Raw genomic sequence first — 16,117 nt, forward strand, 5'->3', positions numbered from 1 at the left:
CTAACGGAGCCAGCCAGTTGTTTACTTGGGAACGCGCGCTAGACAGTACAAAGCAATTGAGAACAGGATTAGCTATGTACCACAAGTTTGACATTGGCATTCTGAAGGCCGGGGCGCTTCACCTCTGCCAAGGTTTTGTTGATGGCATACTTTTGGTTAATCGAATTAATTAGCTCAGTCTGGTTGTGCTTTTTAGCAACACCCCAGAGGTCAGCAATCAAGTCGAAGGTGCCATCCGCATTGCGAGACCAGCCCAGATCGTACTCCCCTTCGAGAACAGCGACGATGTCAGAGCGAACTCGCTGGCCATTGTAGCCACGCACATCAGCATCGGTTTTCACTGAAATGCCTAGATCCCGCAGAGACGCTTTGAGAATTTCAGCATCAGTGATTTTGGTGCGCAGAGTGCTGAAGTGAGACATAGTTGGATTTCCTCCAGATCGAGACAAAAAACAAAGAGACATTGGACTGAATGACCCACAATTTATGGAGAACCAAACCCTTGTGGCGGGGCCTTTCTTCTATCGACCGACAGAAGGAAGCTTGTTAAAACTCCAGTCGCTGGTATTCAGCCACTGAAGCAGCCGCCGGGCGAGCACGCTGCCGTGCCCAATCCCGCAGTGCGGTTACCTGTTCGTGCATCGTCTTGGAAAGAGGCTGGGTTGCACGACTGGCAGCAATAATATCGAGCTGAGTAAACTCTCGTCCTTGGGCGAAGGCCTCGTACATGGCAGCCACAATGGCCTGCTCAATTTCAGCCCCTGAGAACCCATCACAAATATTTGCTAACTGCTCTAGATCAAAGCGGTCAATGTCCCGCCGCCGCTTAGCCAAGTGAATGCGGAAAATCTCTCGCCGCTCTTCAGCATTTGGCAGATCAACAAAAAAGATTTCATCAAACCGCCCCTTGCGCAGAAACTCGCCCGGAAGTCGCTCCACGCGGTTAGCCGTTGCTAGCACAAACACCGGCGAGGTTTTTTCCTGCATCCAAGTCAAAAAGGAACCAAAAATACGGCTTGAGGTACCACCGTCAGAATCCGAAGACCCCGCCCCCCCAGCAAAGGCTTTGTCCATTTCGTCAATAAACAGAATGGCTGGGGAAATAGACTCAGCAGTCTTTAGGGCATTGCGCAAATTAGCTTCCGATCGCCCCACCATGGAGCCATCATAGACCCGCCCCATATCAAGGCGCAGCAGAGGCAGCCCCCAAAGGCGAGAGGTGGTTTTCGCAATCAGGGATTTACCACAGCCAGGCACACCCAGGATCAACATCCCCTTGGGTTGCGGCAGACCATACTCACGCGCCTTCTCGCTAAAGGCATTGTCTCGCTGCCGCAGCCACACCTTCAGTTCTTCGAGACCACCCACTGCGTCAATGGTCTCATCCACCTCCATGTACTCGAGAATGCCGTTGCGCCGGATAAGCTGCTTTTTCTCAGAGAGAATAATATCAACTTCCGCTTCAGTGAGGCGACCCGCCGTCACGGTGGCTTTACGGAAGACTTTTTCTGCCTCATCGCGGGTGAGACCAAGGGTGGCTTTGACGAGCTTTTCGCGAGCTTCGGGGCTAAGGCGGCGGTTACGCGGCTCAAGCTGAGCGGCTAACACCTCATCGAGTTCGCTGATACTGGGTAGCGGATAGTCAACAACAACGATTTCTTTTTCCAATTCAACGGGAATACGCTGCGCCGCCTCCGGAGACATGAGAATAATCGTCTTATTGGTATTCTTAAAACTGGCGATCGCGTCGCGCAGAGAGCGGGTGACTGGCGGTGAGTCAATGAACGGGTGTAAATCTTTGAAGACGTATATCCCCGGTTCGCGCTGATGCACCACCCACTGAATGGCTGCTTCTGGAGACACGGTATTGTGGTGACTATTGTTGCGAGCATGGCCATACTCCACCATGCCTTGGGTCACCGTCCAAAAGTAGAGCTTACGAGGGGTACGGCCTTGGCCTTGGGACTGGGCGATCGCCGCAATCGCTTGTTCTGCCCGCTCTTCTTCAGAGGTCAGGAGGTAGATCAGTGGGTACTGTGCTTGAATTAGGATACTGAGTTCTTCTTGCAAGGCAATCACCTCCTTCTTCAGTCAATCCAACGTGGACAATAGATGCGATAGAGCGAGTTTAACGCGCTGAGACTAGTTCAACAGGTAAGGAGGGAACACTCAAGCTGTCATCATCAATCACCGTGGGTTGATTGACAAGGGCTGCTAATTCACCCCCCCGCAGCACAAGGGCACTGGCACACTCGGGGCAGCGATAAACACGATGGACATTACCGTGCTTCTGCTCGGCATACTCTGCCAGCACCTCTGGGTGCTCCAGCAAAAACTCAATGGCTCAATGGCACGCTCCGCAAGGGTGGACATGGTTTCCTGCTCGACCACCGCGGCAATTTTTAATTGGCGATGGACATCGGCGGAGAGATACAATTTAACCTTTTGCTTGTCTTCCATAGGGGTAGGGTGAAGAAACGTACCTAGGTATGTGTGCCACTGTAGTCATCCCATCTTTAGGGTGTCAAGGCAGTGTGCCGTCAAAATGGCAATTTTGTAATATTTAGTTACATTTTTAGTTACATTCGGTGACCTGATAGTTGATGGCATCCTATAGGGTGGTTTTTGTAGATCTTGGACAAGGCAGGGGCAGCGGGTTAGCCTTATGTCGCGGAATTTCCATCCGCCCGTGCAGCGGCGTCGTGAATCGCCAGTGCTATTAGAGCTATTAGAAGAGATTACAATTATCGGAATAGACTGAATGCCCTCTAGAGAGCCGCTTGCCTTGGTCGTGTATGTCTTTTCTTGACTATCTCCATGCTGAACCCCGCCGTGTCATTGTATTTGACGGTGCCATGGGCACAAACCTACAGTACCAAAACCTGACAGCAGCGGATTTTGGTGGCAAAGAGTATGAAGGGTGCAATGAATACTTAGTTATAAGCAAGCCAGAGGCAGTTGCCAAGGTTCACCGCGACTTTTTGGCGGCAGGGGCAGATGTCATTGAAACAAATACCTTTGGCTCGTCTTCGGTGGTGTTGAGTGAGTATAACTTGGGCGATCGCGCCTACGAGATTAGTTATAAAGCAGCCGCCTTGGCAAAATCTGTGGCCGCCGAGTTTAGTACTCCCGAAAAACCTCGATTTGTTGCTGGTTCCATGGGGCCTGGCACAAAACTCCCCACCCTTGGCCACATTGACTACGACAGCCTTTACGCAGCGTTTAAGGAGCAGGCGGCTGGCCTCTTTGACGGCGGGGKTGATTTGTTTATTATTGAGACCTGCCAAGATGTACTGCAAATTAAAGCCGCCTTGAACGGGGTGATGGCGGTGTTTGCCGAACGGGGAGAACAGCGCCCGTTGATGGTGTCGATCACGATGGAGCAGCAGGGCACCATGCTAGTAGGGTCAGACATTGGTGCTGCCCTGACGATCCTTGAACCCTACCCCATTGACATTTTAGGGTTGAACTGTGCCACTGGGCCTGACCTGATGGCAGAGCATATTCGCTACCTGTCAGCCCACTCACCCTTTGTGATTTCGTGCATTCCCAATGCAGGCTTGCCAGAAAATGTGGGAGGACACGCCCACTATAAGCTGACCCCAATGGAGTTGCGTCTGGCGCTGACGCGCTTTGTTGAAGACCTAGGGGTTCAAGTGATTGGCGGCTGTTGTGGCACCCGCCCCGATCACATTGCTGCCCTTGCCAGCATTGCTGCCACCCTTACCCCCAAAGCACGCACGCCCCAGCGTATTCCAGCGGCAGCCTCTATTTACAGTCCCCAACCCTACGACCAAGACAATTCCTTCTTAATTATTGGCGAGCGCCTGAATGCCAGTGGCTCGAAAAAGTGCCGTGATCTGCTGAATGCGGAGGACTGGGATGGTTTGGTGGCGCTCGGTCGCGCCCAAGTGCGTGAAGGTGCCCATATTCTTGATGTCAACGTCGATTATGTGGGACGCGATGGCGTGCGGGACATGCACGAGCTGGTCTCCCGCCTAGTTACCAACGTCACCCTGCCGCTGATGCTGGACTCTACTGAGTGGCAAAAGATGGAGGCGGGGTTGAAGGTTGCCGGGGGCAAGTGCTTACTCAACTCCACCAACTTTGAAGATGGCGAGCCGCGGTTTTACAAGGTTCTTGAACTGGCGAAAACCTACGGTGCGGGGGTGGTGGTGGGCACAATTGATGAAGAGGGGATGGCGCGAACGGCAGCGAAGAAGTTTGCCATTGCCAAGCGTGCCTACGATGCGGCGATCGCCTACGGTATCCCCCCTTACGAGCTATTCTTTGATCCCTTAGCCCTGCCCATTTCCACCGGCATTGAAGAGGATCGTGCCAACGGCAAGGCCACCATTGAGGCCATTCGCCAAATTCGGGCTGAACTCCCCGGCTGTCATATCCTCTTGGGGGTGTCGAATATTTCCTTTGGCCTAAATCCGGCCGCCCGTCAAGTTTTGAATTCAATGTTTTTACACGAGGCCATACAGGCGGGAATGGATGCGGCGATTGTCAGTGCGGCCAAAATTCTCCCCCTTGCTAAAATTGACCCAGAGCACCAAGACCTTTGCCGGGATCTCATTGAGGATCGACGGCGGTTTGAGGGAGGGGTCTGTGTCTATGACCCCCTCGCCGAACTCACGCGCCTATTTGCTGATAAAACCACCAAACACGATCGCGCCGACGTTGCTAACCTGCCGATTGAGGAGCGGTTAAAGCGGCATATTATCGATGGCGATCGCCAAGGATTAGACGAGACCCTTGCCAAAGCCCTTGAGACCTATGCCCCCCTTGACATCATCAATACCTTTTTACTGGAAGGCATGAAGGTGGTGGGGGAACTATTTGGGTCTGGGCAAATGCAACTCCCCTTTGTGCTCCAGTCCGCTGAAACCATGAAAGCCGCCGTGGCCTACCTTGAACCCTTTATGGAAAAGTCTGAAACCGGCAGCAATGCGAAGGGGACGGTGATTATTGCCACAGTCAAAGGGGATGTTCACGACATCGGTAAAAACCTAGTGGATATTATCCTCACCAACAACGGCTATCGGGTGATTAACCTTGGCATTAAGCAGCCGGTGGAAAACATTATCCAAGCCTACGAAGAACACAAGGCCGATTGCATTGCCATGAGTGGCCTGCTGGTTAAGTCCACGGCGTTTATGAAAGAGAACCTCGAACGCTTTAATGAGCGGGGGATTACGGTGCCTGTCATTTTGGGAGGGGCTGCCCTAACGCCTAAGTTTGTGTACGAGGACTGTCAGGCCACCTATCAGGGGCAAGTCATCTACGGTAAAGATGCCTTTGCGGATCTTCATTTTATGGATCGCTTGATGCCTGCCAAAGCGGCTGGCAAATGGAGCGATCGCCATGGCTTTTTAGATCAGGATGCCCCCCGCCAAGAATCATTATCGCCGCCTGACGAGCCACCCGTTGCCCCAGACAACAGTGGGCAGCCATCAGAACTGAGTTCACCGGTGGTGGATACGCGCCGCTCCGATGCTGTGGCCATCGATATTCCTCGACCCACACCGCCTTTTTGGGGCATTCGCCATCTCAACGCCGATCAGATTCCCCTATCAGAGGTCTTTGCCTACTTGGATCTGCAGGCTCTGATTGCCGGACAGTGGCAGTTTCGCAAGCCGAAGGAGCAATCCCGTGCTGAGTACGATAGCTTCTTAGCGCAGACCGTGTACCCCATTTTGGAGTCTTGGAAGCAGCGCATCTTAGACGAGAACTTACTGCACCCTGAACTGATCTACGGGTACTTTCCCTGCCAAAGCCAAGGGAATACGCTGTACCTCTACGATCCAGCAGCAATGGCAGATGCCGCAGCCTTCACTCCAGAAGGGGCGATCGCCCAGTTCACGTTTCCCCGTCAAGCCAAGGGGCGACGGCTGTGTATTGCCGACTTCTTTGCGCCCGTTGAATCAGGTATTATCGATGTCTTTCCCATGCAAGCAGTAACTGTCGGTGAGATTGCCACGGAAGTCGCTCAGCGCCTCTTTGCTGCCAACCAGTACACCGACTACCTCTACTTCCACGGCATGGCTGTTCAAACTGCCGAAGCCTTGGCGGAATGGTGTCATGCCCGCATTCGCCGCGAGTTAGGCTGCACCCCGGATCCGACATCCATTCGCGACATTCTTGCCCAACGCTATCAAGGATCCCGCTATAGCTTTGGCTATCCCGCCTGCCCCAATATGCAGGATCAATATACGCAATTGCGGCTCTTGCAAACCGAGCGCATGGGGATGTACATGGATGACAGCGAGCAACTCTATCCTGAGCAGTCAACAACTGCGATTATTTGCTACCATTCGGCTGCCAAATATTTCAGTGTTTGATGATGGTAAAAGGCTTTTGACCCCTTAGCGGCCGATGACCTTGCCCTAGTAGCGCGATCGCGGTCGGTGGTTGGCCACGGAAAGCACCAGACCCAAGCCAATGTAGGTTGCCAACAACGCCGATCGCCCATAACTGAGAAAAGGAAGGGGAATACCAGTCACCGGAAACAGATTGACGGTCATGCCAATATTGACAACCGCTTGAAACACCAGCATCGAAAACAACCCGATCGCCAACAGCGACCCAAAATCAGTGCGAGCACTGTTAGCGATTTGCAGCAGCCGTAGGCCAATAAACCAGAAGAGAAAAAGAATCAGCAGGCCGCCAGCAAACCCCAATTCCTCACCAATGGCCGAAAAAATAAAGTCAGTATGCTGCTCTGGAATAAAGCCCAACTGGGTTTGGGTGCCCTGAAAAATCCCGCGTCCCCATAGACCCCCTGCACCGATAGCAATCCGCGACTGAATCAAGTGATACCCCGCCCCCAATGGATCTTTATCGGGGTCTAAAAACATCAAAAGACGGTTTTTCTGGTACTCCTTAAGGACACTCCACAGCAGTTGCCCCAGTCCAGCTCCCGATAAATTGAGCACAATGCCGCCAATGGCACCAATCCACCCTAAAGGTAAACTGCGCCATGCCACAATCCCCATCGCCAAGGTCCACAGTAACCAGACCCATAGGTTCAATTCGTAAGGCAGGGGAAGGGCAAATAAAATGGCCGCCACCAAGGGCGAGAGCATGAGGATAATCCAGCCGAGGCGGGCATTGGCCCAGTAGAGCATCCCTAGGGTGATGGCAACAAACACTAAGGAGGTGCCCAGATCCGGCTCGGTCAAAATGAGCAACAACGGGGGAGCCGTAGCGATAAAGACACGCAGGATACCCGCCAGTCCATTGGCCGGCACCCGATGCAGTAGAGCCGCTTGGGTGAGGATAATTGAAATTTTGGCAAACTCTGAGGGTTGTAAGTTAAAGCCAGCGATGGGCAGCCAACTCTGGGCACCATTGGCCTCAACACCAAATAAACTCACGGTCAGCAGCAGCACACAGCTTAGGCCATAGACAAACCAGTGGACACCTATAAATGCTGACTCCGGAATACGCGCCAAGGTGAGGGCAAGTACCGTTCCCACGGTTGCCACGGCCATGTGTTGGAAGCCGTCTTTGTCGCCGATGTGCAGTTCAGCACTGTGAATAAACAGCGCACCGATCAGCGTAATGAGCCACACCGCAATTAACAGTGACCAATCGACCCCCCGCCATGGATACAACCATGCGTGCCAGCGACGTTGGCGCAGGAGCGTTGTCCAAAACATAGTCAATATCCCTCGTTTCGCACTAGGCTGGAACAAAGCCAACAGATTCAAGCCCTCATTGTATCCCTATCGAGGAAGTTCATGTTCGATTGGCAGCAGCGGTTTTCTAAACTCCTATGGTCTATTTCCGGCCGGTTATTGGTCGTCATGCTGCTGACCTCGCTGCTCCCCATGGGGGCAGTGGTTCTCTACAACCAGTCGGAAAGTAGCTTGATGATGGAGGATGCGGAAATCCAAGCCTTGAAACTACTAGCCATTGGCAAAGCTCGTTCCCTTGATCAGTTGATTAATGACGTGCTCAGCGATGCCAGCCTAGTGGCAGAAGACTATGAAATTCAGCGGCTTCTGAGGGATGCGATTGACTTTCCTAGCGATCACACCTCTATCCAGAGCCTGCTGCGCAGTGTGAACAATCTCAGCCACACCTACAACGACGTGATCCTCTTAAACCGTGAGGGGCGTTCCATCCAAGCAACTGACCCTGCCTTGATTGGCGATGACTATTCGCAAACGGAGCTTTGGCAGCAGGGCGTTCAAGAGAATAATTTCGTCTCGACGGTGAAGATCAAAAGCACGATCGCCAATGAACCAGTATTTGTTGTCTTTCAGCGCATTCGGGACAACAATCAAAGATTGCTAGGGGCGGTCTTACTAACGCTGCGTGCCGCTGCCATTAAAGACATCATTACCTATCTGGTGCCGGATATTCGCGGCGAGTCGTTTCTAATTGATCATCATGGCCTGATGCTCAGCAGCACCAACCCCAATATTGATTTGCACAGTTTAGAACCACTGTCCGAGCCAGTTATCCGCTCTTATTTCCTCTTTGTGCCGCCCCAACCCATTCCTACCTTGAGCGATCGCTCCAATAAGCGGCTGCGGGACGTGATTTTCGGCTCGAATCGTCCCGGAACGTTAGCCTATTCAGAAAATGACGATCGCCGCCCAGACCATGTGTTAGCCTATGCGCCACTGGCTCGAAAACAAGCAGCAGTGGTGGTTAGTGTGCGCCTACAGGAGTTTCTCGCTCCCCTCGATGCCTTGGCGATGCGGGGCTTAGTGAGTTTGCTATTTGTGGGCGGCGGGGTTATTGTCATCTCCTTAGTTGTGGCGCAATCCATTACGAGACCGATTCGGGCGATCGCTACAGCTGCTCGCAACCTCAAAAACGATCAATTTGACAGCAGCGTTCTTACGCCCTATACCCACTCTCAGGATGATATGGGGGAACTCGCACAAACATTTTTAGAAATGGCTCTAGAAGTAGAGCACCGCCACCACCAATTGCAACAGCAGCTCAGTGATCTCAAGATTGAAATTGATCAAGAGAAACGCAAAAAAGCAGTTGCAGAAATTACCGAAACAGATTACTTCCAAACCTTGCGCGATCGCGCCCATGCCCTACGGCAACAGGCAAAATCTGCCACAACTCATCCTAGCGCAGCGGGCAATGACCCCCAGTCTCAGGAGACCCCCAACCATGAGTCCTAGCTCGAACCCAACACCCACCATTCCCGCCTTAGCCACCTTGCCGCGCCATCCCTACATTGACGCTGCTGGCCAAGTAGCACCCAACCTACAGGGCTGCATTGGGGTCTATGCCATTTTTGATGCTGCCGAGGTATTGCAGTACATTGGCTATTCCCGGGATATACGGCTGAGCCTCCAGCAGCACCTTGTCCGCTGCCCCAACGAGTGCGTGAGCTACGCCGTCGTTAGCATCGATCGCCCCGATCGCCCGTGGTTGCAAGCCATTCAAGCGCAATGGATAGCTGAAGTAGGGGCAATTCCCATCGGCAATGCCCAAGAGCAAGCGCGCTGGGAGCAGGCCATTGATGTGCGCCCCCTGATGAGCGCCGCTGAGGCAGAGGCTCTCGCCACCGCAGACCCATTGCAGCAACCAAAACTCCTGAAACAGGTTGCACGGCGGGTTGAAGCCGACATTCTTAAGCAGTTGCACCAGCGATCGCTGCGAGAAACCTTAGTGTTTAACCCAAAACTCAAGGAGAGCGGACGACTAGACCTCAAGTAATAGACATTCTCTAAAGAAAGCATTAGCCTGAAACAGGCACACATTAGCCTTTAGGAGACGTCTATGGCGGAAACACCCGTCCCCCCTGAAACCGTCCTGCACCAGTTACAATGGCGGTACGCCACAAAAAAATTTGATCCCAGCCGACCCATTCCCGATAGTCTTTGGCAGGTTCTCTGTCAAAGCTTAGTTTTGGCTCCCTCATCCTTTGGCTTGCAGCCGTGGAAGTTTTTTGTGATTACCACCCCTGACCTTCGGCAGGCGCTTTTACCCCATACCTGGAATCAACGCCAAGTAGTTGATGCCTCTCATTTAGTAGTGTTTGCCATTAAAACAGGGATTAACGCCGCAGATGTGGATCGCTACTTGGCTCGCCAAGCCGAAGTGCACAACACCAGCGTAGAAAACTTACAAAAGTACGGCGACATCGTCAAAGGATTTCTGCAATCGCCGCCCTACCCTCTCAACCTCGATGAGTGGTCAACTCGCCAAGTGTATATTGCCCTGAGCCAGTTTATGGTCACCGCCGCCATGCTGGGCATAGATACCTGCCCCATGGAAGGATTCCTACCGCAGGAATACGACCGCGTGCTAGGCTTACCCGATCAGGGCTACCATGCCGTTGTGGTTTGCGCTGCTGGCTATCGCGCCGCCGATGACAAGTATGCCACCTTACCTAAGGTGCGCTATCCCCTTGAGGCCATGATAGAAGTTCGTTAACTTAGGTGCAAAAAAGGGCAGCTCCGTAGAACTGCCCTCAATCAATTGAGAATTAAATCAAGTATCGGCAAACCTTAGAACGTGAAGGTTGTCCGAATGACGCCTTGAAGAATTGGCTGACCAGAAATAATCCCAGCACCATTACTGTTGTTGGGGTTAATGATCGCCGTGAAGATAGGCGTAATGCTGATGTTGTCGCTGATGGGGAACTTGTAGAAGGCTTCAACGTTAACTTGGTTAGCATTGTTGATAAATGCAAAAGAAGGAGCACTGTTAATAAACGGTGCGCCCGCAGCAGCCGCCAACACAGACCCCGGAACCAACAGGTCTTTGTAGCCAATCCCCGCCATGAAGGAGTAAGCCATCATGCCAGAGGCAGGGAACCCTAGGAAGGAGTAGGGCAAGGGAGACATCAGCGGATTGTAGCTTGCTGGAATACCGGCAATACCGGCACGACCAAAGATACCCAAACGGCCGAGGTTGACTTCAAAGTTAAGGCCACCGGCTCGGCTTTCGACCCCATAGGTTTTGGAGTAGGTGCCTTGCAGTTTAACAGCATAGCTGTTGCGGCCATTGCCAAAGGTGTTGGCGTATTCTAGCTCAAGCGATCCTTGGAAGGGATCACCTGCAAAGCCACCGCTGGGAAGCGCGCCAGAGAAGGGGTTACCTGCATTGGCAGCAATGTAGAGCGCCCGAGCAGTAAATGGCCCTTCATTGGGGTTCCACTGAATAGCAGCACCCGCACCACCCAAGAAGTTCAAGGCATAGGGCACGATGAAGGGGTTGTTGATGAAGAAGTAGGTGCCAAAGTCACTGGCTGGGGAGTTGGCCCAACTATTGGTATCAATGATGTCGCTAGGATAGAACTGCGGACCGGCGGTAATCGTAACGTCTTGCGTAGGCTTGAAGCTATAGGCCAAGCGGTACAAGTTTACACCAGGACCAATACCCGACCAGTAGTACTGGCTAGGGCTGAAGTAGGGCAAGGGAGCACCAAAGGTAGCTGTTGGGTTACCGCCAATCCCAGTGCCGTAGGCAAAGGGGTTCTGGTTGAGACCAACCCCGTAGGTACTGATAGCATCCAACCCACCATTCCCTGTCGAAAGAGTGGTTTGCAACAGGTCGGTGCCTGTGAAGCTAGTATTCAAGTTAAGAAGAACCGCCGCAATAACTGTTGGATTAGTTTGGGTTGGCGTAAAAGAGACAATCGGGAACAATAGAGGAGGTGAAATACTCCCCGGAACGGTACTGCTAGGAACACCCGAACCAAAGCTAAAGGGTGGGTTGGCCGTAAGCGCACTGCTGCTAAAGCGGCCACCGTATTGCACCGACATCACGGCAGTACCGGTGAGTTTAGTAGTGGTCGAAAATTGAGTCGCTTCGAGGGCAGCAGTCCGTGCTTCAAGGTTATCGACACGACCGCGTAGGGTGGCCAGTTCAGCAGCGAACTCATCCATCAGTTTTTGCAGGGTGGCGAGTTCTTCTTTGGTGGCGAAGCGATCGCTAATAACGTCCAAGCAGGCGTTCAGGGCAGCAGCCATTTCGTAACGGGTGGCGGCACGGTTGCCACGGAAGGTGCCATCGGGATAACCCGCAATACAACCATATTTTTCAACGAGGGATGCCAAGGCTTGGTACGCCCAGTCCGTTGGGCGAACATCTGACAACTGAGATACCGAGGTCACCTGACCCATGGATTCTTCGTTTGCCAATAGCTGGTTGACTGAAGTGATGGCACCAGAGGCATCCGCAGTGGCATTGGGGGCAGGCAACGCTTCGGAAACTTGTAGATTTTGGGGTTCGGCCGCAATCAGATTTTCAAAGGAAGCGGGTTCATTAGCTGTAGCAATGTTGGCCCCTGCAACAACACCCAGTAGGCTCAAGCTACCCGCTAAAAGGTACGTTTTTTTCACAATGTTACTCCTCACTCACGAGCATTCTGGGTAGGCAGAGCGAAAACTCAGTCTGCTATCCCCTAATACCTAGCTTACACAATATAGCTTAGTCGAGTCGCTAGCTTATTATGCAAACCTTGGTAGATTCTAGTCTCTCCGTTGGGAATTCGTCAATTGTTTTTTTACTTTTCTAGAATTGTTTTCTAGAATTCTTTTCTTGTACAGGGGCGGTGTTCCATACAATTAGTTTCAGCGCCAGACTAAAGCGACAATGTGGAGTGTGCCTTGAACAATCTCCCCCTAAGTGCAATGGAGGTGTTAGCTCGCTACCGCCGTGGCGATCGCCAGTTTATGGGGGCGAACCTCACCGGTATCGACCTCGAAGGCGCGGATCTGCGGGGTGTGAACTTGCAGGGTGCGAATCTGAGCCAAGCGAACCTTGCCCATGCCAACCTTGAAGGAGCGAACCTGAGTGCGGCTAACTTAGATCAGGCCAATGTGGTTGGCGCACATCTGAGGGGGGCAAATCTTGAGAATGCGCTGCTGGGCACCATTATCCGTTATCCACTCCCACCAGCCCCCTTGACCCCGCCGCTCACTGTGGCAGAGATTCTCCAGCAGTACCAACGTGGAGTTCGCCAGTTCCATGGCTTAGATCTAAGTCAATTTGATTTTGAAGGGGAAGACCTGAGCGGTATTGATTTTGCAGGCTGCTGCTTAGAAGGCAGCAACTTTAAGTTGGCTATTCTCCAAGACGCGAATTTTGCAGGGGCGAACTTGCGATCGGCCAGCTTGGCCATGGCGGATCTGCAGCAGGCTAACTTTGCGGGGGCAGATCTGCGGGGTTGTTCCCTCAAGGGTGCCGATCGCCGTGGGGCACGCTACGATGGCAAGACGCAATTTGATCCGGACTTTGATCCGAAAAAAGGAGGGATGCGGCAGGTTAATTAAGCTAGGCTTAGGCAAGCTAATTTGAACCGTTTGTCAAGTCATCAAGGGCTGGTTTATCGAATGTGAGCGAACAACCCCGTCCGCTTGCAGCGGGGAGGATGTCAAAGGGTTGCCGTGCCCACTTGATCCAGCACTCGAATTGGGCCTGTGACATCCCCTGTGAGAAACTGCCGCAGGTAAGGATTGTCTGTTGTTTTCGCTTCGGCGCGGCTGCCCTGCCAGCAAATACGTCCTTGATAGAGCAAGATGAGGCGATCGCCCGTGCGCTCGATGGTGCTGTTTTGGTGAGTCACAATAGCGTAGGCATGACCTGTACGTTCCTTAAGATCGCGGATGAGCTGCTCCACGACGGTTGAGGCAATGGGGTCTAAGCCTGCGGTGGGTTCGTCGTACAGCAGTAATCGCGGATCATCCTCGGTATCATCGGGATTGTCAGCAATGGCACGGGCTAAACTCACCCGCTTGCGCATACCGCCAGAGAGTTGCGCTGGATAGAGGTCTTCCATCCCAGATAAGCCCACCATCGCTAGTTTTTCACTGACAATCTCGCGGATGCGTGCCTCCGGCAGCCGTGTGTGGTGATACAGATAAAAGCCGACATTTTCGCCAACTGTAAGCGAGTCAAACAGCGCCGACTGTTGGAATACCATACTCATGCGCACGTGGTGATGGCCGTCTTGCAGCAATCCTTGCCGCCGCTCCCCCGCAATATAAATCTCACCGCTATCCGGCTCCAGTAACCCTGCAATGAGGCGCAAAACCGTGGACTTGCCTGTTCCCGACGGCCCTAAAATGGCCAAGGCATCATCAGGATAAATGCAAAGATCGATGTTGTCTAAGACTCGCTGGTTGCCAAAGGCTTTCGAGATGCCTCGTAGTTCCACCAATGGCTCGGGCATGGTTACTGTCCCTACCTATGCAAATGGCTCACACTCAAGGTCTTCGATGGCTTGCAGACCCCGCGCATCCCCTAGCTTAAAGAGAGCGGCTTTGGCATCTTCTTGAACCCCCATATCACTGTCGTGCAGGGCAGCAATCAGGTGATCAATAGCCTCGGTATAAAGTTGCCCTAGGGGAATTTTGCGGCAAGCGTGCCCCAGCGCCCAAGCGCAGTTACTGCGAACGGCAGCAATGGTATCCTGCGCAAGGGCAAGGGCAAGGGCAGGAATGACGGTGGCCGCTGCGTCTTCACTGGCTTCAGCGACCTGTCCGAGGGAACTAGCTGCCCACAAACGCACCGCGGAAATGTCGGTCTGCAAGGCACGAATCAAGGGTTCTAGGGTGCGGCGATAAATTTCGGGAAAGGGAAAGCGGACACCACAGTTTCCCAACGCCCAGACAATCCCTTTGCGAACATAGCCATTCCAGTCTCGCTCGAGTTGCTGAATGAGCGCGTCCACAGCGGCGGTACTCAGGTTGCGCCCTAGGGCGTAGGCTGCACTGACCCGCACGAGGGGACAGGATTCCTGCAACAGGTGAATGAGGTGGGGGGTGGCACGCTCATCCTGTAGTTCACAAAAGGCACGGGCGGCTAGCATCCGCTCAGTGACATCTTCAGAGGTCAGCAGCCCCAGCATTATTTCTGGATCGGGGCGATCGCCTTCCTCACTCGGGAGCGCCGCTAGCGCATCTTCTGTGTCTGGGGTATCGAGGAAAGGAAAATCATTGTCATCCATAGTATTCCTACTGTACAGGATGGCATTAATCCCGACTAGCCCCTAGGATGCGGGATCAAGGGCGCTGTTCACTAGGCCTCTAAACCCATAGATGTGACGGCACCCCCCATAAGCCACTAACTGTACTGAGCGCTCATCTCCCGGCTCAAAGCGAATAGCCGTGCCCGCAGGAATATCTAAGCGCATCCCCTTTGCCTGCTGACGGTCAAAGTGCAGGGCAGCATTCACTTCATAGAAATGGTAGTGAGATCCCACTTGGATGGGGCGATCGCCCGTGTTGGCCACCGTCAAGGTCACCGTGGGGCGACCAGCATTGAGTTCAAGGGTCCCCTCAGCGGGAATCAGTTCACCAGGAATCATGATGCCTCCAACATTTGCAACGTATGCAGTAAACAGGCGTTAATCATCCGCTCTATCTCATACTGCCTATCCTTGCTATATTGCCGGATGAAATGCGCCAGCACTGACCACGTCATGTCAACAAAACCTCCGAGAGACCCCGCGCTTCGACAAGCCGCGGAAGGATAGGAGCGGCGGCTGAGGGGTACACCGTCGGTGGGCTTTGCCTACGACACCCCGAAAAGCCGCCAATAGCGTATAATCGTCGCAGTGAACCTCACCACTTGAAAAATATCTCAGATTCTCATCGTATCTTGCAAACTGGACGTGTCGCCGCAGCAGGTTGAACCACTTGATGCGGTGCTGACTGCCGTTGCAAAATGCTGTGAGTATGTCAACGCCCACACCCCACAGCAGCTGACCCATCAGATTGCGGTGCAGTCCCCGGTCTATGCGGAAAGGAACTGACGCAGACGAGAAACAAATACAGTCGGGTTCGAGCTTTGTTGCAACGCAAGGCGTCCAAAGGCACAAGGACTACTCGTCGCAGGGCGAAACAGATGTTGCACCGGTTGAGTGGACGAGAACGGAGAGTCCAACGCTGGCTGAACCACACCATCAGTTATCGACTCATCCAGCAGGCTAAGGCGACAAATCAAGCCATCGCGATGGACGATCTCACCGGCATCAGAGAACGCACGAACGAATTGCCCCGTTCCAAGACTGAACGGCGATGCAGTAATAGCTGGGCGCTCTATCAGCTTCGCCAATTCCTTATCATTGCAGGATGTTGTCTTGAGGGCTGCTGAAAGCCCCGTCCTCTATCGGGCGGGGTAG

The 16,117-nt window shown here is 53.2% G+C and carries 13 protein-coding genes and 1 pseudogene; 6 read left to right on the forward strand and 8 right to left on the reverse strand.

The window, feature by feature from the left end; all coding sequences use genetic code 11:
- Positions 1-68 precede the first annotated feature (68 nt).
- From L5220_RS03160 to L5220_RS03170, 3 genes are all read right to left on the reverse strand, one after another.
- Positions 69-422 (reverse strand): DUF1257 domain-containing protein, encoded by a 354-nt coding sequence (locus L5220_RS03160; protein WP_099799471.1) that lies wholly within the window; start codon positions 420-422, stop codon positions 69-71.
- 124 nt (positions 423-546) lie between these two features.
- Positions 547-2,079 (reverse strand): stress-responsive protein Ycf46, encoded by a 1,533-nt coding sequence (gene ycf46 / locus L5220_RS03165; RefSeq protein WP_099799472.1) that lies wholly within the window; start codon positions 2,077-2,079, stop codon positions 547-549.
- Positions 2,080-2,128: 49 nt separating this feature from the next.
- On the reverse strand, positions 2,129-2,332 hold the full coding sequence (locus L5220_RS03170; RefSeq protein WP_499571542.1) for a hypothetical protein: 204 nt from the start codon (positions 2,330-2,332) through the stop codon (positions 2,129-2,131).
- Between the two features lie 463 nt (positions 2,333-2,795).
- On the opposite strand from L5220_RS03170, the gene metH reads away from it, so the two are divergent.
- Positions 2,796-6,347, forward strand: coding sequence for a methionine synthase (gene metH / locus L5220_RS03175; RefSeq protein WP_499571544.1), 3,552 nt, complete (start codon positions 2,796-2,798; stop codon positions 6,345-6,347).
- A 45-nt stretch (positions 6,348-6,392) separates the two neighbouring features.
- Here the strand turns inward: metH and rodA are convergent, their stop codons facing one another.
- The gene (rodA, locus tag L5220_RS03180) at positions 6,393-7,667 is read right to left on the reverse strand and encodes a rod shape-determining protein RodA (RefSeq protein ID WP_448526542.1); all 1,275 of its coding nucleotides are present in this window, start codon (positions 7,665-7,667) and stop codon (positions 6,393-6,395) included.
- 81 nt (positions 7,668-7,748) lie between these two features.
- Here rodA and L5220_RS03185 point away from each other — a divergent pair, with 81 nt between their 5' ends.
- The 3 genes from L5220_RS03185 to L5220_RS03195 all read left to right on the forward strand — a co-directional run bounded on the left by L5220_RS03185 (position 7,749) and on the right by L5220_RS03195 (position 10,419).
- Positions 7,749-9,158, forward strand: a complete 1,410-nt coding sequence (locus tag L5220_RS03185) for a cache domain-containing protein (RefSeq protein WP_499571546.1) — start codon at positions 7,749-7,751, stop codon at positions 9,156-9,158.
- Positions 9,148-9,699 carry a GIY-YIG nuclease family protein gene (locus L5220_RS03190; protein WP_499571547.1) on the forward strand — a complete coding sequence of 184 codons (552 nt, stop codon included), beginning with the start codon at positions 9,148-9,150 and terminating at the stop codon, positions 9,697-9,699. Before L5220_RS03185 ends, L5220_RS03190 begins: the two co-directional genes overlap by 11 nt.
- A gap of 63 nt (positions 9,700-9,762) precedes the next feature.
- Complete coding sequence (locus L5220_RS03195; protein WP_499571549.1) at positions 9,763-10,419, forward strand: NAD(P)H-dependent oxidoreductase; 657 nt, start codon at positions 9,763-9,765, stop codon at positions 10,417-10,419.
- Positions 10,420-10,493: 74 nt separating this feature from the next.
- Here the strand turns inward: L5220_RS03195 and L5220_RS03200 are convergent, their stop codons facing one another.
- Entirely contained in the window at positions 10,494-12,332 is a 1,839-nt protein-coding gene (locus L5220_RS03200) for an iron uptake porin (protein ID WP_499571551.1), read from the reverse strand.
- 267 nt (positions 12,333-12,599) lie between these two features.
- Here L5220_RS03200 and L5220_RS03205 point away from each other — a divergent pair, with 267 nt between their 5' ends.
- On the forward strand, positions 12,600-13,265 hold the full coding sequence (locus tag L5220_RS03205) for a pentapeptide repeat-containing protein (RefSeq protein WP_499571553.1): 666 nt from the start codon (positions 12,600-12,602) through the stop codon (positions 13,263-13,265).
- A 101-nt stretch (positions 13,266-13,366) separates the two neighbouring features.
- On the opposite strand, the gene L5220_RS03210 is transcribed toward L5220_RS03205, so the two are convergent.
- Genes L5220_RS03210 through L5220_RS03220 form a run of 3 tightly spaced genes read right to left on the reverse strand, consistent with a single transcriptional unit; the run spans position 13,367 to position 15,301 of the window.
- Complete coding sequence (locus tag L5220_RS03210) at positions 13,367-14,164, reverse strand: ABC transporter ATP-binding protein (protein ID WP_099799481.1); 798 nt, start codon at positions 14,162-14,164, stop codon at positions 13,367-13,369.
- A gap of 15 nt (positions 14,165-14,179) precedes the next feature.
- Complete coding sequence (locus L5220_RS03215; protein WP_099799482.1) at positions 14,180-14,941, reverse strand: HEAT repeat domain-containing protein; 762 nt, start codon at positions 14,939-14,941, stop codon at positions 14,180-14,182.
- Between the two features lie 42 nt (positions 14,942-14,983).
- Positions 14,984-15,301 carry an urease subunit beta gene (locus L5220_RS03220; RefSeq protein ID WP_448513845.1) on the reverse strand — a complete coding sequence of 106 codons (318 nt, stop codon included), beginning with the start codon at positions 15,299-15,301 and terminating at the stop codon, positions 14,984-14,986.
- 455 nt (positions 15,302-15,756) lie between these two features.
- On the opposite strand from L5220_RS03220, the pseudogene L5220_RS03225 reads away from it, so the two are divergent.
- Positions 15,757-16,056, forward strand: a pseudogene (locus tag L5220_RS03225) (RNA-guided endonuclease TnpB family protein); the annotation flags it as partial.
- Positions 16,057-16,117 lie beyond the last annotated feature (61 nt).

The sequence above is a fragment of the Synechococcus sp. PCC 6716 genome (assembly GCF_022570815.1).
GTDB classification, from domain to species: domain Bacteria; phylum Cyanobacteriota; class Cyanobacteriia; order Thermosynechococcales; family Thermosynechococcaceae; genus Thermosynechococcus; species Thermosynechococcus lividus.